Origin of the sequence: Kibdelosporangium aridum (genome assembly GCF_900176515.1) — a bacterium.
In the GTDB taxonomy this organism is placed as follows: Bacteria; Actinomycetota; Actinomycetes; order Mycobacteriales; family Pseudonocardiaceae; genus Kibdelosporangium; species Kibdelosporangium aridum.
Genome location: NZ_FWXV01000022.1, coordinates 58,700 through 78,672 on the forward strand (window position 1 = coordinate 58,700; position 19,973 = coordinate 78,672).

At 64.7% G+C, this 19,973-nt stretch carries 19 protein-coding genes and 3 pseudogenes; 10 read left to right on the forward strand and 12 right to left on the reverse strand.

Features of this window, described 5'->3' with window-relative positions; all coding sequences use genetic code 11:
• Positions 1-180: 180 nt before the first annotated feature.
• From B9C43_RS59370 to B9C43_RS59380, 4 genes are all read right to left on the reverse strand, one after another.
• The gene (locus B9C43_RS59370) at positions 181-840 is read right to left on the reverse strand and encodes an integrase core domain-containing protein (protein WP_235039383.1); all 660 of its coding nucleotides are present in this window, start codon (positions 838-840) and stop codon (positions 181-183) included.
• 621 nt (positions 841-1,461) lie between these two features.
• Positions 1,462-5,493 carry a family 43 glycosylhydrolase gene (locus B9C43_RS53505; protein ID WP_084434856.1) on the reverse strand — a complete coding sequence of 1,344 codons (4,032 nt, stop codon included), beginning with the start codon at positions 5,491-5,493 and terminating at the stop codon, positions 1,462-1,464.
• Between the two features lie 488 nt (positions 5,494-5,981).
• Entirely contained in the window at positions 5,982-6,296 is a 315-nt protein-coding gene (locus B9C43_RS59375) for an integrase core domain-containing protein (RefSeq protein WP_235039384.1), read from the reverse strand.
• On the reverse strand, positions 6,227-6,943 hold the full coding sequence (locus tag B9C43_RS59380) for a hypothetical protein (protein WP_235039385.1): 717 nt from the start codon (positions 6,941-6,943) through the stop codon (positions 6,227-6,229). Before B9C43_RS59380 ends, B9C43_RS59375 begins: the two co-directional genes overlap by 70 nt.
• A 42-nt stretch (positions 6,944-6,985) precedes the next feature.
• On the opposite strand from B9C43_RS59380, the pseudogene B9C43_RS60385 reads away from it, so the two are divergent.
• The 4 genes and pseudogenes from B9C43_RS60385 to B9C43_RS57305 all read left to right on the forward strand — a co-directional run bounded on the left by B9C43_RS60385 (position 6,986) and on the right by B9C43_RS57305 (position 10,134).
• Positions 6,986-7,888 (forward strand): annotated as a pseudogene (locus B9C43_RS60385) (IS5 family transposase).
• 1,040 nt (positions 7,889-8,928) lie between these two features.
• A complete protein-coding gene (locus B9C43_RS53520; RefSeq protein ID WP_084434857.1) occupies positions 8,929-9,300 on the forward strand; it encodes a hypothetical protein in 372 nt (123 codons plus the stop codon).
• Positions 9,301-9,305: 5 nt separating this feature from the next.
• Positions 9,306-9,836, forward strand: coding sequence for a roadblock/LC7 domain-containing protein (locus B9C43_RS53525; protein ID WP_084434882.1), 531 nt, complete (start codon positions 9,306-9,308; stop codon positions 9,834-9,836).
• A 148-nt stretch (positions 9,837-9,984) separates the two neighbouring features.
• Positions 9,985-10,134, forward strand: a complete 150-nt coding sequence (locus B9C43_RS57305) for a hypothetical protein (protein ID WP_160097391.1) — start codon at positions 9,985-9,987, stop codon at positions 10,132-10,134.
• 121 nt (positions 10,135-10,255) lie between these two features.
• Here the strand turns inward: B9C43_RS57305 and B9C43_RS53530 are convergent, their stop codons facing one another.
• Together B9C43_RS53530 and B9C43_RS53535 are read right to left on the reverse strand one after the other, a co-directional pair.
• Positions 10,256-11,413, reverse strand: coding sequence for a serine hydrolase domain-containing protein (locus B9C43_RS53530; protein WP_160097393.1), 1,158 nt, complete (start codon positions 11,411-11,413; stop codon positions 10,256-10,258).
• A 91-nt stretch (positions 11,414-11,504) separates the two neighbouring features.
• Positions 11,505-11,828, reverse strand: a complete 324-nt coding sequence (locus B9C43_RS53535; RefSeq protein ID WP_084434859.1) for a hypothetical protein — start codon at positions 11,826-11,828, stop codon at positions 11,505-11,507.
• Positions 11,829-11,990: 162 nt separating this feature from the next.
• On the opposite strand from B9C43_RS53535, the gene B9C43_RS53540 reads away from it, so the two are divergent.
• From B9C43_RS53540 to B9C43_RS53555, 4 genes are all read left to right on the forward strand, one after another.
• Positions 11,991-12,188, forward strand: coding sequence for a hypothetical protein (locus B9C43_RS53540; RefSeq protein WP_200826133.1), 198 nt, complete (start codon positions 11,991-11,993; stop codon positions 12,186-12,188).
• Complete coding sequence (locus B9C43_RS53545; protein WP_084434860.1) at positions 12,185-12,508, forward strand: helix-turn-helix domain-containing protein; 324 nt, start codon at positions 12,185-12,187, stop codon at positions 12,506-12,508. The genes B9C43_RS53540 and B9C43_RS53545 overlap by 4 nt, the downstream gene beginning before the upstream one ends.
• Before the next feature lie 822 nt (positions 12,509-13,330).
• On the forward strand, positions 13,331-14,452 hold the full coding sequence (locus B9C43_RS53550; RefSeq protein ID WP_084434861.1) for a hypothetical protein: 1,122 nt from the start codon (positions 13,331-13,333) through the stop codon (positions 14,450-14,452).
• 264 nt (positions 14,453-14,716) lie between these two features.
• Positions 14,717-15,568 (forward strand): hypothetical protein, encoded by an 852-nt coding sequence (locus B9C43_RS53555; protein WP_084434862.1) that lies wholly within the window; start codon positions 14,717-14,719, stop codon positions 15,566-15,568.
• 265 nt (positions 15,569-15,833) lie between these two features.
• On the opposite strand, the gene B9C43_RS53560 is transcribed toward B9C43_RS53555, so the two are convergent.
• From B9C43_RS53560 to B9C43_RS59390, 3 genes are all read right to left on the reverse strand, one after another.
• Positions 15,834-16,457, reverse strand: coding sequence for a leucine-rich repeat flightless-interacting protein (locus tag B9C43_RS53560; RefSeq protein ID WP_084434863.1), 624 nt, complete (start codon positions 16,455-16,457; stop codon positions 15,834-15,836).
• A 324-nt stretch (positions 16,458-16,781) separates the two neighbouring features.
• Positions 16,782-17,042: a GNAT family N-acetyltransferase gene (locus B9C43_RS60030; protein WP_327225531.1), complete on the reverse strand. Its 261-nt coding sequence runs from the start codon at positions 17,040-17,042 to the stop codon at positions 16,782-16,784.
• Complete coding sequence (locus tag B9C43_RS59390) at positions 16,942-17,241, reverse strand: hypothetical protein (protein ID WP_235039387.1); 300 nt, start codon at positions 17,239-17,241, stop codon at positions 16,942-16,944. Before B9C43_RS59390 ends, B9C43_RS60030 begins: the two co-directional genes overlap by 101 nt.
• A 913-nt stretch (positions 17,242-18,154) precedes the next feature.
• On the opposite strand from B9C43_RS59390, the pseudogene B9C43_RS53575 reads away from it, so the two are divergent.
• Positions 18,155-18,355, forward strand: a pseudogene (locus B9C43_RS53575) (CorA family divalent cation transporter); the annotation flags it as partial.
• 158 nt (positions 18,356-18,513) lie between these two features.
• On the opposite strand, the gene B9C43_RS57310 reads toward B9C43_RS53575, so the two are convergent.
• Positions 18,514-18,678 carry a hypothetical protein gene (locus B9C43_RS57310; RefSeq protein ID WP_160097395.1) on the reverse strand — a complete coding sequence of 55 codons (165 nt, stop codon included), beginning with the start codon at positions 18,676-18,678 and terminating at the stop codon, positions 18,514-18,516.
• Positions 18,679-18,686: 8 nt separating this feature from the next.
• On the opposite strand from B9C43_RS57310, the pseudogene B9C43_RS53580 reads away from it, so the two are divergent.
• Positions 18,687-19,307 (forward strand): annotated as a pseudogene (locus B9C43_RS53580) (sensor histidine kinase); the annotation flags it as partial.
• Between the two features lies 1 nt (position 19,308).
• Here the strand turns inward: B9C43_RS53580 and B9C43_RS58150 are convergent.
• Complete coding sequence (locus B9C43_RS58150; RefSeq protein ID WP_200826140.1) at positions 19,309-19,458, reverse strand: hypothetical protein; 150 nt, start codon at positions 19,456-19,458, stop codon at positions 19,309-19,311.
• Entirely contained in the window at positions 19,415-19,624 is a 210-nt protein-coding gene (locus B9C43_RS56405; RefSeq protein ID WP_143447258.1) for a DUF3631 domain-containing protein, read from the reverse strand. The genes B9C43_RS58150 and B9C43_RS56405 overlap by 44 nt, the downstream gene beginning before the upstream one ends.
• Positions 19,625-19,973: the final 349 nt, after the last annotated feature.

The window sequence follows — 19,973 nt, forward strand, 5'->3', positions numbered from 1 at the left end:
GAATGTGTTTCAAGGGCGAAGGACAGCACGGGTGAACCGCCTCGGGCGGGTCGACGCTGCGCTTGCCGAAAATGTCATCCGAGCTGGTCAGGCGGCGTGGTGGTACTCGTTGAGGATGCCGCCCAGCCGCTGTCGTCGGTGGATGTCGGGTTGGCTGATCTGGGCTGGATCGGTGATCGGCTATGGCAGTGGTTGTAGTGGTCGGGCGTTGGCGATGCCCTGGTATGGCCGGTGGGTGTTGTAGAACTGCTCGTATTCGCGTAGTGCGTGGAGTAGGTGTCGTTGGTTCCAGATCAAGGTGCGGTCGAGCAGTTCGTGGCGGCAGGTTTGGATCCAGCGTTCGGTGATCGAGTTCATTCGGGGCATCTGAACTCCACTGAGCACGACCTGGATGCCGGCGTCGGCGAGGATGACGTCGACCAGGTGAGGGAATTTGCCGTCTCTGTCGCGGATCAGGAACCGTGCTCGGCAACTGGCGTCTTCGAGGTCCATGACGAGGTTGCGGGCGGCTTGGGTCACCCATGCCGCGGTTGGATGTGGTGTCGCGCCGAGGATGTGGATCCTGCGCTGTGCGTGCTCGATCACCACCAGCACGTACATGCGGGCGCCGGTGAGGGTGACGGTTTCGAAGAAGTCGCAGGCCAGCAGGACCTCTGCTTGGGATCGGAGGAACTGGGCCCAGGTGCTCGAGGCCCGTTCGGGTACGGGGTCGATGCCAGTGTCGGTGAGGATCTGCCATACGGTTGATGCGGCGACCTTGATGCCGAGCACAAGGAGTTCGCTGTGGATGCGGCGGTAGCCCCAGCTCGGGTTCTCCTTCGCCAGGCGCAGGACGAGCATTCGGATGGATCAGATGGTGCGGGGTCGGCCGGGACGTTTCGGTCTGGACACTCTGGCGTGGCGTCGGCGGAGCAGGTCGCGGTGCCAGCGCAGGATGAGGTCTGGCTGTACCAGCAGGCTGAGTCTGTGCAAGGTTTGGTGCGGTAGTCGGTGCAGGAGTGCGGCGAGCAGTACCCGGTCGGCTGGACTGAACCGTGGGCGCGTGCCACCGAGTTGCCGTTGCAGTACTCCGAGCCTTTGTCGCGGTCGCTCATTGGGATCAGGCGAAGCATGGCGAAAGTGTTAGTGAGGCCGAGGTAGGCCAGTCGTAGCAGCACGGCCGATCATCCTGCCGTGGCGACCCCAGCCCCGAAGGCCGACAGTCCTGATACTGACGCGGACAGGGTCTGACCAGCACGGATGAGGTTTTCGGCAAGCGCACCCACCGCGTGACCTCTCGCCAGGACAGGCGGTTCGTTGTAATGAACGTGCGGTTCAGGTCACTTCTCGCTGTCAGGTTGGCGCACAGGTCAGCGCGTACCTCGATGACACCTGCCTCGAGCAAGGGGACAGGCGGCGGCGCCCACGGGGCCACGGAATGGGTGACGATCGAATCACGTCAAGCCGTGATGACGACCGCCATCATTTCGCCAGCGGGGTGATGCTTTCGAGCGTCGGCACGACTTTGGCCATCGTGCCGTCCGCGTTGAAGCGCAGGCGGTCGATGGTCACCTCGCGATGGGTGCCGTCACCACCGGGGATGGCGAAGCGGTGGTAGGCGATGTACCAGTCGTCGGTTCCCGGGACCTGGACGATGCTGTGGTGCCCGGTGCCGAGGATGCCCAGTGACGGGTTCTTCTCGAGGATGACGCCGCGTTGGGTGAGGCCGTCGAGCATTGGGCTCGTGGCGGTCGCGTAGCCGACGCGGTAGTTCTCGCTGCCGGTGTCGTCGATCGACCAGGTGAGGTGGTAGGTGCCGGCACGCTTGGTCATGAACAGGCCTTCGCGGAACCCGTCCAGCCCGGTGATCCGTTTGATCTTCGTGGCGTCGAACGAGATCATGTCGGCGTTCAGCGGCACCACGTAGGCCTCGCCGTTGCCCCAGTACAGGTAGTTCTGGCCGTCGTCGTCGGTGAAGACCGCGGGGTCGATGGGCTGGCCGCCGCCGGTCGGGTTCGCTGCGATCAGCGGTTTGCCCAACGCGTCGGTGAACGGGCCGGTGGGGGAGTCGGCCACCGCGACGCCGATCTTCGCGTCGGCGCAGAAGTAGAAGTAGTACTTGCCGTTCTTCGAGATGATGCCCGGGGCCCATGCCCGGCTGTCTGCCCAGGACACCCCGGGGCCCAGGTCGAGGATTCCCGGATGTCTGGTCCAGTGCACGAGGTCCTTGCTCGACCACGCGTCGAACGAGGTGCTCGACCAACCGGGAAAGCCGTCGGTGGTGGCGTAGATGTAGTAGGTGTCGCCGAACTTGACGATGTTGGGGTCGGCGTTGAAGCCGGGCAGGACAGGGCTGTTCATGACCGCCGCACGTACCGTCCAGGTGCGCTTGCTCCGGTCGGCTCCCGTGACTATGTAGGTCACAGGTTTCGTGAAGTCCTGCCACGATCCGTTGCGGGGCCACACTTTCGCGCGGTCCGCGACCTCGAGCTGAGGGGCCAGGCGACGCAGGTTCGTACCGGGTTTGACGGGCAGAACGATGGTCCCGGCCTGGCTGTCGATGACCGCGGGCACCTTCAGGGCGTCGAGCCGCACCGAGCTGACGGCCGTCTCGTTGCCCGGCAGCCCCAGGATCTCCGACGTGGTCAGACCGCGGTTCCACACGGTGAAGCCGCCCATCTTGCCCTTGAAGTACTTGTCGGATCCGTATGCGGACCGGCCGATGTAGTTCGACGTCGTGATGCCGCCGCCGAGATCACCCGGCTTCGTTGTCACACCGTCCACACGGGCCACTTCGGTTCCGTTGTCGTAGAGTCGTGCTGTTCCACCGGAAAGCGTGTACGTCAGTGTGTGCCAGGTGCCACGGGCCAGATTCCGTCCGCTGCTGGCGTTGCGTTCGGTCGACCAGTCGCCGGACGCGATGGCTGCCCGGTAGGCGTCCCCGGTGGCGAAGAGGTAGCCGTTTCCGGCGTTGTTCGTGCTGTTGCCGAGGTTGAACAGGAAGTACGGCGTCTGCTGGCCTGGGTCGACCCAGACCCGCGCGGACACGGTGATCTCGTTGAGTCCCGTCATGAGGTTGTTCGGCAGATGCACGTAACCGTCTTTGCCGCCAAAGGTGAGACCGTCCGACGAACGGGCGACATCACCGTGGAGCACGGCGTTGCGGCCGTTCCCGGAGCGGTCCGCGACCGTTGTGCCCGAGCCGTTGGTGAGGTCGTAGTCGGCGATGACGCCGTTCCTGTTGGCGGTCATCGGCGGTGGGCCCTGGCGTAGCCGGGCCAGTTCGGCCTTGGTGACAGGAAGGACCGTGCCGTGGCGTGGGCGCGCCGGTAGCTGGTAGTCCGCCGGGATCTGCCAGTTCGGGTTCGACAGGGAGTCGGTGACGAACGGGATGTATCCGCGGCGCGGTGTCTCGTCCATGAAAGCGTAGAACTTCTTGCCGTCGTTGGACTTGAACACAGTCGGGCCTTCGACCCAGTCGGTGCCGAGGCTGGTGCGGATGCAGTCGTCGACCAGCTCCCACTTGCGCGGCTTCGTAGTCGGCAGGTCCACCGCACGCAGGTCCTTCGAACGCTCGAGCACGATGTCACGGGTGCAGGACCCGATGACCTTCTCGTCGGTGGTGAGGCGGTAGTAGTAGTCGCCGTCCTTGATGACGGTGGAGTCGATGACGCCCTGGCCAGGGTCGTTCCAGACCTCCGGCTCGGTGAACGTCCGGAAGTCGCGGGTGGTCGAGTACATCATCCGCGGGTAGGTCGGACCGGTGTGGTCGACGTCGTCGACCGCGTAGGGGCTCGTGGCCCAGTAGACGACATAGGCGCCGATGGTCGGGTCGTAGGTCGCTTCCGGCGCCCACGTCATACCAGCCGTGTCAGGCGATACGCGGACGTGCCGCTGGTCGGACCACGTGACGAGGTCGGTCGACTCCCAGATCTCCAGGTACTTGCTGCCGTGCTGCTGCGCCTGGCCCCATCCGCGTCCGTCGTTGATCTGCAGGTCGGTCGCGATGAGATAGAACTTGTCGCCTTCGGGGCTGCGGATGATGAACGGGTCACGCACCCCGGTCTCGCCGTACTGCGACCGCAGCACAGGGCGGCCGCCGTTGAGCTCGTCCCAATGCAGTGGGTCGTTCCCACGGCTGGCAGCGAAATGCACCTGCTCGGTGTCCTGTGTGGCCTCACCGGTGAAGTACGCGAACATGTACCCCTCGTGCGCTTCCTGCTTCGGTAGCGGCAGCACCGTGAGCGTGAAGTCACGCCCGCCGCTCGCGTATCCCTTCGACGCACGCACCCACAGATGTGCCTTGCGGGGCTTCGATCCGTATGGCGGCCGGGTCACCACACCGGACGCGCTGACCACGCGCGGGTCATTGCTGTACCACGTGAGCGTGACGTCGCGGGCGCCCTTGGTCGGCAGCGTGATGTTGCCGCGAACCGCGTCCTGGTCCCAGATCACGATGTCCCCCAACGCGTTCGCGACCTTCTGCCGGTCGGTGATGTCCTCCAGCACTGTGACGGTGAACGTGCGCGTCGCAGCGTGACCCGCGTAGGAGACGGTCGCGGTCAACGTCACCGTCGCATTGCCGGCACGCGGAGTTGGCCGGGTGACCACGCCCTTTGCCGACACCACGGCAGGGTTGCTGGAGGACCAGGAGATCGTGGAGCCACCCGCGCCTTTCACTGGCAGGAAGAGGTTCTCTGTGACAGCGGACGTGTTGCCGAGGTCGAGTGCCGCGGCGTCGGCAGCTGCCCGGCCCGCCGCGGTCCGCTCGCCGAGCGCGCGGGCCTCGTCCGCGGTCACGGCACGGTCGTAGATGCGGAAGTCGCGGACGAGTCCCTTGAGGTACTTGTCCGAGGTGTACACGGAACGGCCCAGGTAGTTGGCGGTTGTGGTGCCGTCGCCGATCGCCCCCGGGGTGATCGTCACGTCGGTCTTGCGGGCCACCTCGATGCCGTCTTCGTACAGGATGGCGACGCCGCCGGCGAGGGTGTAGGTGAGCGTGCGCCAGCTGCCGCGCGCGAGGTTGCGACCAGAGGCGACCGTCTGCTCGGTCGACCAGTTGCCGGTCGCGATCGAGGTGCGGAACTGGTCGCCCGTGGTGAACAGGTAGCCGTTGCCGACGCCGTTCAGCGTGTGGCCGAGTCCCCAGATGAAGTAAGGGGTGCCCTGGTCGGTTGCGACGTTGACCTGGACGGAGACGGAGATGCCCGTGAGCCCGCGCATGATGTCGTTGGGCAGGCGAACGTGGCCGTTCGCGCCGCCGAGGCTCAGTCCTTCGGCGCCCTGCCAGGTCGCGTCACCGCTCAGCGTGCCGTTCCTGCCGTTGCCGGACGTGTCGGTCACGGCGTTGCCGGAACTCTGGGTGAGGTCGTAGCGGACGACCAGCCCTTGGTCGAGCGTCGCAGCCGCGCTGGGGGTTGCCGTGACGTCTAAGAACGACGCCGTGAGGGCCAGGACGCCGAGGATCGCCGTGAGCGGTCTGCGCCAGACCGTCGTCGAACGAGCAGGGAACATGTCGGCCCTCCGCTGAACTCCGTCGTCCAAAGTGAGCGCTAACATAACCTCGCCGCACGCGCAGATCAATGCTCTCAGCGGAAACGGTGAGTACTCTTGCCGCAGTCGACAGGATCATGTTATCGCTAACATGCCGTGGGTCTGGTTGGCCAGAAATTGCTTCCATGTGGTAGACGCGCTTGAGCGTGACCGCGTAGTCGACGTGGAAGAACTCGCAGGCCAACAGTGTCACAGCCTGGGTCCGGAGGAACTGACTCGTTGTGTCAGCGGGCACAGGCGCCGATGGCGGGCGTTCTGCTCGTCGTGACTGCGGTATTCGGTGCCATTGGTGGGCGAAGTTGTGGGGTTTCAGAAGTCGGCCCTGTGGCTGTGACCTGCGCTTTAAGCTGCTGTGGGTTCGTACTCGTTGATTAGGCCGCCGAGGATGGGGTGGCGGCGAATCTGTGTGGGACCCTCGGGTGGGTTGGGGCGGTCCGATCGTGGTGGCTTCAGGTGCAGGGCTCGATGGGACGGCGAGTGTTGTAGTGCGTGACGTACTGCGCGAGCACGGTGCGCAGGTGCCGTTCACCGATGATCAGCAGTCGGTCGGTGATCTCGCGTCGTACTGTGCCGACGAACCTCTCGGCGTAACTGTTCGCTCGTGGGCAGCCGGGCGGAATCCTCACGATCTCGATACCGACGCTGGTGAAGACGGTGTCGAATGAGGTGGTGAACTGGCTGGCGCGATCGCGGATCAGGAATCGGAAGTCGTCAGCCCGGTCACCCAGTCCATCAGTAGGTTGCGGGCTTGTTGGGCGGTCCATGGTCCGTCGGGATGTGTTGTGGTGCCGAGGATGTGGACGTAGCGGGTGGCGACTTCGAGAACGAAGAACACGTAGACGCGTTTGAGGGTGATTGCGCAGTCGACGTGGAAGAAGTCGCATGCCCACAGTGTCTTTGCTTGTGCGCGTAGGAACTTTCGCCAGGACGTGTCCGAGTCCCGGGTCGGGGCTGGTGGGATCCGCAAGCGTTTGAGTGTGCGGCGGATGCTGGAGGCGGATACTCGGTGACCGAACTTGAGCAGCTCGCCTTGAATCCGGCGGTATCCCCAACTGGTGTTCTCGTGTGCCATTCGTTCGATCAAAGTGACGATGGTGTGGTCGATCGGAGGGCGTCCGGTTCGGTGGGGATAGGTCCACTTCTTGGCCACCAGGCGTCGATGCCCGCGCAGGATCGTGCCTGGTGTCACCAACCGATGCTGGCGCAGCACGCTGGGCAGCCGTCGCACCAGCGCGGCGAGCACTGCGCGATCCGCCCAGTCCATTCGCGGACGTGGATTCATGCGGCGTAGCACAGCGACTTCGTGCCGTAACACCAGCAACTCCACGTCCTTGGACGCCGAGGACCGGCCGACCAAGACAAGCCAGCCACAGAGCCGCAGGAAGATCAGATACGCCAGCCGTAACCACATGTCCGACGATCATGCCCTCTCGTTGTCAGGCACGATCATCGCATGTCAAGACCGCAATGCAACGTTTTGGAACCTCACAGGCAGTCGCTGCGGTCGTTGCTACCGGTCAATCCCGGCCGCGGCGGTCGGTGGGCCGATCACCGCGCGACAATCAACGGTGTGTTCTGGCGAACCCGGACCGGATGTCCATGGCGGGACATGCCAGAGTAGTACGGGCTTTGGCAGACCGTCTACAAGCGACACAATCGATGGGTGAAAGACGGAACCTGGGCGAGGGTCCTCGACTGCCTGCGTGCCGGGTGCGACAAGGCCGAGGGAACGGACTGGACGGTGGGCGTGGACTCCACCGTGGTCCGCGCCCACCAGCACGCCGCTGGGGCCCGCCGCCCGGCGACCGGTGAGGACGACATCGGGGGCGGCATCGAATGACAAGAAATCCGGCCCCGGCCGTGAGGCACTGGGACGATCCCGGGGCGGACTGAGCACCAAGATTCATCTGGTCGCCGACCGGCGGTGCCGTCCGATCGCCCGGCTGACCAGCCCCGGCCAGCACGGGGACTCACCCCGGTTCATTGCGCTGCTCAAGCACATCCGCATCCTGCGGCGTGGTCTGGGCCGCCCCGCACCCGACCACGGCGAGTGATGGCCGCCAAGGCCTACTCCAGCAAGAGTAACCGAGGCTACCTGCGCGCACACGGGATCACGGCGGTCATCCCGGTCAAGAACGACCAGAAGGCCAACCGGCGCAACTGCGGTTCTGCCGGCGGTCGACCACCCGCCTTCGATGCCGAGGGCTACAAGCAGCGCAACACCGTCGAACGCTGCTTCAACAAACTCAAAGGCTTCCGCGCCGTGGCCACCCGATACGACAAGCTCGACATCGTCTATCAAGCCACCATCGACGTCGCGTCGATCAAAATCTGGCTCCGCGACCCGGTCCCATGATCCAGGAAACGCGCCCTAGCACCATGTCCAACTCCGATCCGCGACGGCGTCGCAGCCGATGTCGCACGCCCCACCGGGCATCGCTTGTGGGTGTGAGGGATGGGTCGTGAATTCAAGAACTGGTCGACCAACTAAGATGTGTTGCCCGACAGCGCATCGTTGACGCCAGCGGTCAGCCATCAACACTCGGCGCAGGTCTTCGTTCGCGGAACCTTAGGGACAGCCGTACGAAAGCGCAACATCCTCTCGCGGTGACCGCCTGATGGATCATCCACGATAGACCGTTCGTCTGAATGAACTGGAGAAACAGCGTTCGGATTCGATCTATTGTGGACTCGGGTGGTAGGTTAACGAGGCCCGGCTCAAGGTCGGGCCGCCGGCTCATGCGACCAGGCTGCGGATTCGAGAAACGTACTCGTCGCCCGGGCGAAAGTCCCTACCAAGATCGTCCAGTTGGAGCAGTCGGCCTGTGCTGAACGGCCGACTATGTAGACAGTCTCAATCATTAAGATTCGTAACTGTCTCCTGCTCCATCTTGTTCGACCCTGGCCTGTCATCCGCTGGGCCGCCGGATTCGCGAATGATCACGCTGCTCGTCGCAGGCTACCTGCTGGTGAGTCCTCCGCCACGCGATGCTGCGCAGCGAGAGTGCTTCTGCGCTCATGCGACGAATGCATGCCGAAGTGTTCGTATGGGACGCCGTTGCGTGAAGTACATCCTGCTGTCTGTCGCCGCTCCAGCTTGACGATCTACACAGAGGCCGTACCTGTGGCGCCTTGTCACCGGGCTCGCTGGAAAGCTTTGGCCGGTGCGGGGCAGGCCAAGGCCTTGTCTCTGTCCGCCGTTCTGGTCTTCTTCGGCCCCAGTTATCCGCCTGACAGTGAGTAGTGGATCTCGGTTACTCCGAATGGATATGTACGTGTGCGTGGATGGAGCCTAAGGTGAGCGCACCGCTTAGGTCCCAACATGTTTGGCACGGCTGGGAAGTGCCACGTGTCACCTGTTCGCGGGTCCAATGTGAGATGAGGAGAAACAGCGGCATGAACATTGAAACAGCCATGAAGGAAGCGCTTTCCATCACTGGAGCGGTGGGCGTTGCCTTGGTGGACTACGAAAGCGGGATGGCGCTTGGCACGTTGGGCGGCGGCGACTGGCTGAACTTGGAGATCGCCGCAGCGGGCAACACGGAGGTCGTGCGGTCCAAGCTGCGAGTGATCTCGTCGCTCAAGCTGAACGACGAGATCGAGGACATCCTCATCACCTTGCACCGCCAGTATCACCTGATCCGCCTGCTAGCGCCGGCGAAGGGCCATTCCACACTGTTTCTGTACCTTGTACTGGAACGGGAGCGGGCGAATCTCGCGCTGGCCCGCCACTACCTCAAGCGCATTGAATCCGAGCTGGTCGTGTGAACTGGATGAAAGCCGAGGAACCCAGCAAGGCCAGGGCGTTGCCGACCCGCAGGCGGGCGTCCCCGCAGGGGACCCCAGGACGTCATGAAACCGTGGCGCAGCGACCGTCCGAAGCCCACAGCGTGACGAACGAGAAGCTGCTGCAGCAGATCCACGAGCAGGTCGACCGCGTCAATATAACGGGCCTGCTGGTAGCCAGCCGGGACGGCTTGGTGTTGTGCAGTGATACCCGTGGCGTCGAGGACGACGGTGTGGCTGCGATGGCGGCTGCCGCTATCGGCCTCTCCGCACAGTTCGTCGGACAGGCGGAACTCGGTGATCCACGGGCCGCGGTATTCGAAGGATCCTTGGGGCACATAGGTGCCTTTCCAGTGGACAAGAACGTCCTGCTGGTCGTGATCGGCAGGCGGAACAGCAACATGGGATTGTTCACTGTCGCCGCCAGACAGGCCCTTGCACTCATTCAGCAAGCCATCGCTGACCAGAACGGCAGTACCGCGCAGGATGCGGGCGAAGCTCGCTCAACCTGGGGTTAATGATTGGCGAGATCGTTGATGCAGCTGGTGATGTCAAAGAGGCACATCGCGTGCCGGAAAGCGTCGGCGAGGGGGCCATGCGGGAACAAGTCTGCGTCCGGTGCTACGGAGATCGCCGAGGTTCCCCATCCAAGGTGCGCCGGATGAAGTGCTGGTGAAGGCTGCGGTCGCCTCGGTAAACGGAATCGACGGCATGGTCGTGGGCGGCAACCTTGAGGAAATGCTGCCACTGCACCTTGCGTTCCGTGCTGGGCAGCGACTTCGCCGGGACGAGCCGTGGACCGCAGGTGTGTGGTGATGTTCGAGGCCCAGGCCCGGAGCCAAGGCGCGTTGAGGATGTCGGTGTTCACGGGACATTCTGCCGCGCAGGTCCTTGGCAACCCACGCGGCACGAACACACCCGGGGAACGACGAAGCGTTTACCCGAGCTTCGGGAGGGTGAGCTCTGTGGCGGCCTGGCCTGTGCCCGTAGCCGAACCGCAGAACGCGGTCGTGACCAGTCCGAGGATCGCGCCGCCGCCGTCGCCGATCCACGGGGTGTACGAGACGGCCAACTGTGCGCGTCCATCCTCTGTCGACGCCGCGAATGTGATGTAGCCCGGGATGCCGCCGGTGTGGAGCCACAGCGTGGTGCCGCACGGCAGGACCAGCCGGGCGATGCCGAGACCGTACCCGCTCGACGCGACCGGGTTGCCGATCATCTCGCGCAGCTGGGCCGGAGGCAGGAGACGGCCACCGAGCAGAGCTGCGAAGAAGCGGTTGACGTCGGCGGTCGTGGAGATCATCCCGCCCGCCGTCCAGGGCGCCGACGGGTTGAGAACGGAGACGTCCACGGGGTGGATCTCACCGTCGCGCTCGACCGGCATGTAGCCGTGCGAGTGCGGTCCCCGGATGAACAGGTCCGTGCCGGGGGCCACAGTGTCACGCAGGCCCAGCGGGCGCAGGATTCGCTGGGACACCGCGGTTTCGAACGACTTGCCGGTGAGCCGTTCGATCAGCATGCCGAGCAGGATGTAGTTGGTGTTGGAGTATGACCACGACGTGCCCGGCTCGAACAGCGGCGGCTGCGCGGCTGCGATCGCGACCAACTCCCGCGGGGTACGGGTGAGGAACCGCTTGCGCAGGTAGTCCTTCACGTCGGAGTACAGGAATCGAGGATAGTCCTCGATGCCACTGGTGTGCTGGAGCAGGTGCCGCACGGTGATCCTGTCACTGCGCGGGACCAGGCCGGGCAGCCTGCGCTCGAGCGGGTCGTCGAGACTCACCTTGCCCTCGGCGGCGAGCTGCAGCACGACCGTGGCCACGAAGGTCTTGGTGACACTGCCGATGCGGAACAGCCCGTCGACCGGCGCGGGCTCGGAGCCGCCGAACCGCTTGACTCCGCTGCTGCCGCGCCAGACGGAAGTGCGGCCATCGCGGAACTCCGCGATGGCGGAGGTCGCCGCGCCGGTGGCGGTCAGCTGGTCGAGGAGCGGCTGCAACTCACCGCCCCGGCCCACTGTGCTGGCCGGCGCGGTGGACGCGCCGGCCAGCAGTGCGAACGTTGATACGGCCGAAAGAAATACCCGACGTCTCATCACCCAAGCACTCCCCGTGCATTGCAGGTGGTTCTTCGGACAACGCCAACGTACCGCCGTTGCCCGGCTGGCGGGACGGTAATCCGGATCGCTACCGGTGTCTCGGGACACGCATTCGAATGTCAATTCGCTGTTCATCGGAGTGTGCCTGCCAGATGCGCCCGTCGGTGGAGTCGGTGACCAGGAAGCGGTTCCGCTTGCTGTCGATGACCAGTGCGTTCGGCATGGTGTCGGCAGGCAGCGGCACGACGAGCTGGGGCCCACCAGAGCGACGGATCTGCCAGATCCCGGTCAGCCCGCCCTGCCCGCAGGAGTAGAGGAAGTACACGGCGCCGCTGTCCGATCGGGCGACCCCGGTGACCACGGGGATCCCGATGACCGGGGTGGTGCCGCCACCGCCCGGAGGTAGCGGCACCGCTTGTTGTGGTGGTTGACGACGGCGTTCGGGTCTGGAAGATGCTTCGTGCACAGCGGGAAATAGCTCAGTCGACAGAGGCTCGGAACAGGTTGTAGGTGGATCGACTCGCCCTGGAGCAGCGGGAAACTGGCGTGCCGAACGCACTTGATCTGCCGTCAGGTGCGCCAGGTCTCGTGCAGAGTCACGCACCTGATCGAATTCGGCTACCCAGCACTGTTTGTGCAGCAGCAGGTCGGTCATGCCTACGCCAGCACGACGGCGGGTTACACCGGCGTCTCCGACGAATACCGCAACCGCCTGATGGAGAAAGCATTGCGCGCCTACGCCCCCGACTTGTGGAACGAGGACCCGACGTGACAAAGAAGATGGGGTACGAGTGGCACCTGCGGCTTCGGATGGCAGAACGGAACATGTTCCAGACGACGGACTTGGTGCCGCTACTGGCACAGCGCGGAATCCGCTTGTCTCGTGAGCAGGTCTTTCGACTGGTGACCACTCCGCCGCAGCGCCTCTCGATGGACGTTTTCGCCGCATTGTGCGACATCCTCGACTGCAGCACGAATGACCTGATCGAGATCAAGCCTGCCGACCGTCAGGGCCGCAAAGCGGCCGGCGACAAGCCCGCCACACCGCCGCCCGTGCGGCGCACCACCATCCGACGGCCAGACACACCCTGATCATGTCTCCTGTAGCCGACACGGCGGATCACGCGGCCGCGGTGAGTCGGATCGTCGACGCGCTCGCCCGAGCAGTCCCGCAGCATCCACCGCAGCTGCTGCGCCGATATCTGCGCGCGGCTGTCACCGACACGGTCGCGCTGCACGAGCTGGACACGTTCATCACCACCTACGACGACGCGTTCACTCAGCCCCGGTCGCATGTCCCCGCCAGTTATCTCCACCTCGCACACATGCTGACTTTCGCCGGCCAGGCGTTGATCGCGCACCCGTGCTGCGCACTCTGCGCACGCACCACGCTCTTCCTGCCCCACACCATCACCACCGGCCTTGTGTGCCAGCCGTGCCACGACCAACAACAACGGTGCACCGAATGCGGACAACGACAAGCCGTCCACCGCATCACGGAAACAGCCAACTACTGCCGCCCCTGCTATCGAAAACTGACCCGTCCTGTACCCCGCCGCAGGCCGCGTGATGAACCGTACAAGCCTCGCCCCATCGAGTGCGCACTGTGCCACCGCACCGCCCGACTCGCCGTGCGCTGGCCACTCGGCCCGGTCGACCAGACGTGCCAAATCGGCATCTTGCGTCACCCCAGGCCGTGCTCGCACTGCCAGCGGACGCTGCCGTTGATCGGGCGGAGCGACACCGGCGAGGCCCTCTGTGGACCATGCGTCGGCAGCCCACTGACGCCTGTCAACTGTGTGGCCGCACCGGTGAAAACTACACAGCATCACGCTGCACCACCTGCGCACTGTCCGAACAAACCGCCCGGCTGCTGGCTGGAGCAGACGCGCCATCTCAGACCAGCTCCGCCCGTTGCAGCACAGCCTGATCAACTCCGGCAAGCCGTCCACAGTGCCCGGTTGGCTCTCCAGTGGCTCCACCGCGAAGCTGTTGCGCACGCTGACCGAGTCCGGGCAGCCAATAACCCACGAAGCACTCGATCAACTGCCGCACGCCACAAGCGTCTACTACCTGCGCGACCTGTTGACCAACACCGGTGTTCTTCAGCCTCGCGCCGACGAGTACCTCGCCCGCGTCCAACCGTGGCTGACGACCATCGTGGCCACAACACCCACCCAGCACGCCCGCCTGCTCACCCAATTCACCCACTGGTACCTACTGCCCCGAGCCCGCCGACGAGCACGCACACAACCACCGACGCTCACCGCAGCGGCGACACTCCGCTCCAGCGTCCTCGCCGCGCTACGCCTGCTTGCGTGGCTCGACACCGTCCACACCGAACTCAGCCAATTCTCCCAGTCCCAATTGGACTACTGGCTCGACGAAGGCGACGTCCACCACCGCTACCTCTACCCATTCATCACCTGGGCACGCCAACAACACCTCATCAACCAGGACATCCACATCCCAACACGACGCACGCCCGGCAGGCCCATCGACCTGGACACCCAGCACCGACTGGACCAACTACGGATGTGCCTATCGCACAACAGCATGCCGCTTCCCGCGCGCGTCGCCGGCAGCCTGATCCTCGTGTACGGCATGTCCCTCACACGAATCACCACGCTACGCCGGGACGACGTCATCACCGACGCAACACAAACCTGGCTACGCATCCGAAGCCACATGCTCCTTCTGCCACCCCGGCTCGCCTCACTCGTACACGATCTTCACCGCACCAACGACCCGACCCAGCGAACACGTGCACGTCTCGGCACTACCACACCATTTCTCTTTCCAGGTGGCACCGACGCGCGACCCTTACTCGCATCAACCCTGGGCACATGCCTTGCCAAACACGGAATCGCAGCACTGGACGCACGCAACGCCACCCGCGCCGCGCTAGCCTCCGAACTTCCCGCAGCCGTCCTCGCAGACCTCACCGGCATCGAAACGACTACCGCAGTCTGTTGGAACCGGCGCGTCGGCCAAGACTGGACCGACTACATCGCCGCTCGACCACAACAAGGCTGATCACTCGCCGGTGCGTTCAGCAAGGTTCTTCACAACGGCGCTCGAACAGGCTTCAGCCCCGACTAGGCTACATATCGGGAGGTTGACCAGCCTGCAAGATCTGCTGGCCCCTTCGCCCCTGCGACTCCAGCCGATCGCTTGTGGCCGTCACAGATGTCCAGGTGGTGAGTTGAACCTCTCGGCCAGGCGACGAGCGTTTGGGGTCGCGCTGACATGTTATCCGTTCGGCCATAACGCCGGAGTAGTGATAGGCGATGCAGTGACGTGGCCATCACCGCGGACCAGCCCCAGCCCTCACTGTCCCCGGTCGAGCAACGGCTGATCGAACACATCGAACGTGGCGACCTACTCGACCTGTGCGGTGGCCAGCCGGTCGACGATGCTGCGATGCGGTCCTGGGACGAGACACTCACGATCTCCGCCGGCGTGATCCGCGATATCCTGCGCGGCCGCCATGTCACAGACCCCGATCCTCACGGGTTGCGGCTGCGCGGCGCCCGCATCGACGGCTGGCTCGATCTGGAGAACATCACCAGCGCCATGTCGCTCGAACTCGAAGACTGCTTCCTCGAGTTGGGCGTCAACGCTCGCGACGCCGACCTCAAGGGCCTTGTTCTGGCCGGGTGCCGACTCAGCCATCCCACCGAACCACCGCTCGACGGCACACGCCTGACCGCGACCGTTGTCTCCATGAATGGCACCGTCATCCACGCACACGCTGCTGAAGGTGCGGTCCGGCTGCTCGGCGCGCACCTTGGCGGGTTGTACTGCGATGGCGCGCAGTTGGTCAACGACTCCGGCCGCGCCCTGGACGCCGAAAACCTGCGGGTCGACCAGGACGTGTTTCTCCGCGACGGATTCCAGGCGCGCGCGTCCGGCGACAGTGTTGTGCTCGACCTCATCGACACACGCATCGGCGGTGCCCTGGTTCTCAGCCCGGACAGCCTGGAGCATCGTACCCATGCGCTGAGGATTGGCGCCTTGTCTACGTCGTGGTCGGTGTCTGTCGAGGTATCCCGGATGGATTGCCGGTCTCCCGGATTCCAGGTGAGGGCTGGCGAGAGCGCGTTGGCCAACAGCGGCCAGCAATGTTCTCGCGTCGAAGATGTCCAGTAGTGAGTACGCGCAGCCGTACTCGAAATCGGTGACGTCGTCGGTGTCCAGCTTGGACCAGACCCGAGCATGATCCGGTATGCGGCCGTCATGGGTGTGGACAGATCAGTCGGTGTGGACAACCGCCCCCGCCCCGCTCAGCTTTGCCGTTTCTGTCAAACTCCGCGACTGCGCTGAATCTCGGGGGAGGGCCGCCCGGCGAGTCGGCTCCGGCACGGAATGCCTGGTAGTGGCGCCAGGACGAGCGCGGCCTGGGGGTGTGGCCGCGTCAGGTGGCTGGGCGCAACAAAGGCAGCTGTTCGGTGAGTACCTGTAGTTCGGTCCGGACACGCTCCATGTTGCCGGGTGTCTGCAGTTCGATCATCAGCTTGCTGACCTGGTCGGCGACTTCGGCGAATTCGTCGGCGGACCGTTTGAGCTGGGCGTAGAGCGGGTGGCGTTTGGCCAGGGCGATCCCATTCGCGTTGATGGCGGGTGCGACGGCGCGGCCCGCCTCCGCGAACGCCTCCATCTCGGCCAGTTTCGTCGCCATCGTGCCGGCGATCTGCGCCAGCCAGTCGGCGGCCGCCGAGTCCGGGAGCGTGTCGAGCAGTTTCGTCACTGTGCTCGCCGATCGGGCGCACCGTTCGACCGGCCCGTTCCAAGGTTCGTCGAGCGGACGTGGTTTGGTCGGCTTCTCCCACAGCACGCCGAACATGTGGTAGACGCCGCCGGCGGCGCAGCCCACAATTGCCCCGACGATCGCCGCGCCGAGCACGGCCGCGCCGAGCGGTCCGTCCGCCTCGGCCGACCACCCCTCTGTCACCACCGCCATCAGGAGCGCCACCAGCATCACGAACGTGCCGACGACAGCACCGAACCGGAACGACGACGATAAGCTGTCTCTGTCCATCAGTAGCCCCCACCAACGCTGGTTTCCCCAGTTTAGGGCGGGAACCGGCTAGGCAGGATCACGACATCGTGAGGATCTCCGCGCCGGTGTCGGTCACCACGGTGGTGTGTTCGAACTGGGCGGTCCACTTCTTGTCCCACAGCTTGCTCAACCGCCCTCGTCGACCAGGCCGCGCCGACCGGCCCGGCGGAGCACCTCCCATGCAGCAGGCCCTGTCTTGTGCGAGATGGCCAAAGGAAACAACTGGTCGATTAGGGCGGGCACATCGCCCGGGAGGTGGTGAGAAACTTCAACCCGGCCGGTGCTCCCACCCCTCAGAAGAGGTCAAAGCACATTCCAGTCCCAGACCGTCCCCCATAACCGCCGGTAGCCCGCCGCCCTCGCCCATGTGACTGCGGCCCGGCTTGCTTCGGTCGCGTAACCGCGACCGTGAGCCACACGCAGCAACTCGTAAGACAGCTCAGGCTCGTCAGGCGACGGGTTCTCATGAAAGATCGGCGAGGTGCAGACCGGTCGTGGGTTCGTCGAGCACGTACGTGCGAAATTTGCGACGTGATCGGCCGGTTCGTGGACTATCAAGTCCACATTGGACAAGCCGCGCCCAACCAACCAGGCCCGCGTAGCTGTCGGCCTGGTTGATCCGATCGAACAGGTGAGCCGGGCGTTTGTCCGGAAGTGGTGTTCCGGTGGCTTCGGCGACGGCACGCCCGATGCGGTCACCCGCGGCGGCCATCGCGTTCGCCGCGCCAGATCGTGAACACGACTCGGCCGCCGGGGCGGGCACGGCCGATCAGACCTTCGGTACCGATTGTCATGTCAGGAGAGAAGAAATGCCAAGGGCCGACTGCACCACGTCATAGCCCGTGGTCGCCCACGATCACAAGGTCCGCCGTACCGCGACTGGCTGAGCTGGTGCACTTCTCGTCCGGTTCTCGTTCCAGCGGGGGAGTGCTGTCGCGATTCTTTCAGACCGGTTTTGGGGCCGTGCGTACCCGTTCTCGCGGGGGTTAACGATGTAGGGGGTGTAGTTGGTGTGTCACGACAGGGATGGTGGTCGACGTGGTCTTTCCATAAGCCCAGGTGAGCTGGCCGCGGTCGCTTCCGGGTTGCTGGGACTGGCCGCGATGGGCATCCGAGTGTGGGGCCGGGTGGCTCTCGTCCGTCATCAGCAGCGGGCGATGTCCGTGGCTATTACCGCATCAAAGGTTACCGGCGCAGTGATACGAGCGGAGCAACGCGTGGGCGAGGACCGATGGTTCGTCGAGATAGATACACCGTTGCTGAGCGAGGGCGATCGGAGGGGTGACTGCTGCGTGACCACGAAGGCCCGCAAGAGCGGTGACGCGAGAGGCACATGACGCCGACGAGCCCCAGCACGAGGATCGAGAGGCGATGCGATGTCTCTACTTCGCGCTGCACCCGACGCTGTTGCGGTTTGTCGCTCGCAGAGTGGCGAGCTCGATGGATGCTGAGGACGTCTGCCAGGAGGTGTGGCAGATCTACTTCGTCAAATACCGTTATGGGACTCTGACAGAGGCGGATTCGTCGAAGGTGCTCTATCCCATCGCGCGGTACCGCATCGCGGAGTACTGGAGGAGATGTGGCCGAAGCCGGGAGGACCCGCACGACGGCGAGAGTCTCACACTGCTGGCGGAGTCACTTCGCGCTGACCCGGCTACCTGCCTGAGCAGCGATCGCAGCAGAACACGGACATGCGCAAGATCACCGCGTGGGCGGCGATCATCGCGGTGCCGACCATGGCGGTCGGTGTGTATGGCATGAATTTCGACTACATGCCGGAACTGCATTGGAAGTACGGCTACCCGATCGTGATGATCGTGATCATGAGTGTCTGCGTGATCCTGCACCGGATCTTCAAGCGGAACAGGTGGCTGTAGCGATGTTCACCAAGTGGCGGTTCTGGGTCCTGCTGCTGTTGGCGGCCTGGATGACCCTGGTCATCGTGCAGATCTCGCTGGGCATGGGCGGCGCGCCGGGCGGTGGCGGAGCGCCATGACGACTTTGGTCCACAGTAGAGGGATGAGTCGTGGTCGTGCTATGGGATGCGTTGGTTGAGGCGCAGTGCGAAGGCCGCGCCGGGCCGGGCGATGACCGCTGGATGGCGGACGACATCGGAGTTCCACACCTTTCGTGCGGTGTCGTAGCGCTGGTCATCCGATGTGATCAGCGTGCCATCGAACGTGTGACGCAACGACTTCATCGCCGCTTCTGCAGGCGAGCCGGGCCCGCGGTCTTGACGCGGCGGAAGCCGAACGCAGACGGATCTAGCGCGATCTGCAGGACGGCGCCGGACAACGGCTGATGGCCGTGACCGACGGGCTGGGCCGGGCGAAGACGCAGATGACGAGGGACCCGGCGGCGGCCAGGGTGCTCATCGATGCGGCACACGCCGAGACCAAGCTGGCGGTGGCCGAATTGCGTGACCTCGCGCGCGGAATCCATCCGGCCGTGCTCGGTGACCGCGGGCTCGACGCGGCGTTGTCGTCCTTGGCGGCGAAGGCGGATGTGCCAGTGGATATTCGTGTGGACCTAGGTGACCAGCGACCGCCCGCGGCGGTGGAAGGCATCGCCTACGCCACCGTTGCCGAAGCACTCGCCAACGTCGCCAGCTACTCCGAGGCGACAACGACCAGCGTCGGAGTCTGGCGCGACGGTGACTACGTGATCGTGGAGATCGTCGACAACGGTGTGGGAGGTGCACAGTCGCGCGCCGGCGGTGGCCTGACCAGGCTTGCCGACCGAGCCGCGACGATCGACGGAGTCGTGACCGTCGTCAGCCCGGTCGGCGGTCCGACCGTGGTCAGGGCACAGCTGCCCAGTGATTGGTGACTTATCCGGAGGCGGCCATGTGTGCGGCGTACACGTCGGGCGGGTTCGCCACGTAGACCATTTCCGTGTCCTCGTCTGCCGTTGAGGAATTGGTCGTGTAGATGACCTCACCGGGTCCTGCGGTCACGGTGTCGCCGTCGGCTGTCGTCATCGATCGCCCGGAGACGCGTGATGATCTCGGCGGTGTGCATCCGGCCCGTGCTTGCTGCGGTGAAAAGCGTGCGGAGATCGGCCAGCAGCCGGACACCGAGTGAGGGTGGTCTTCTGGTTGAACACGAAGTGGCTGCACGCGCATCGCGGGTGTGTGTCGGCGCCATCGATGTCCTCGATGCCAGTTGCGCGCTGGCGCTTTAGGCCAGTCCTGATTGGATCAATCAGGCTGACAGCTACGTGGCCTGGTTGATCGGCGAGCTGTGTCCGACGTGGAGGTATCGCGGGACGCGGCCGCTGTGGGGCTGGCGTTCACGCCACCGACCGGGCTGATCCGCGACCGTAGGCATCATCCGGCACGCGGACGGCCACCACTGCCTCCCGGGTGATCGAAATCATTGTTGATAACGATTATCGCATGCAGTTATGCTCTCGCGGTCCCCTCCACAGATCGGTCGGTTTACGCATGGTTGTTCGTCCGCGGCCTCCCGCGTCCTCGTCGGTCGACCGCGGCCG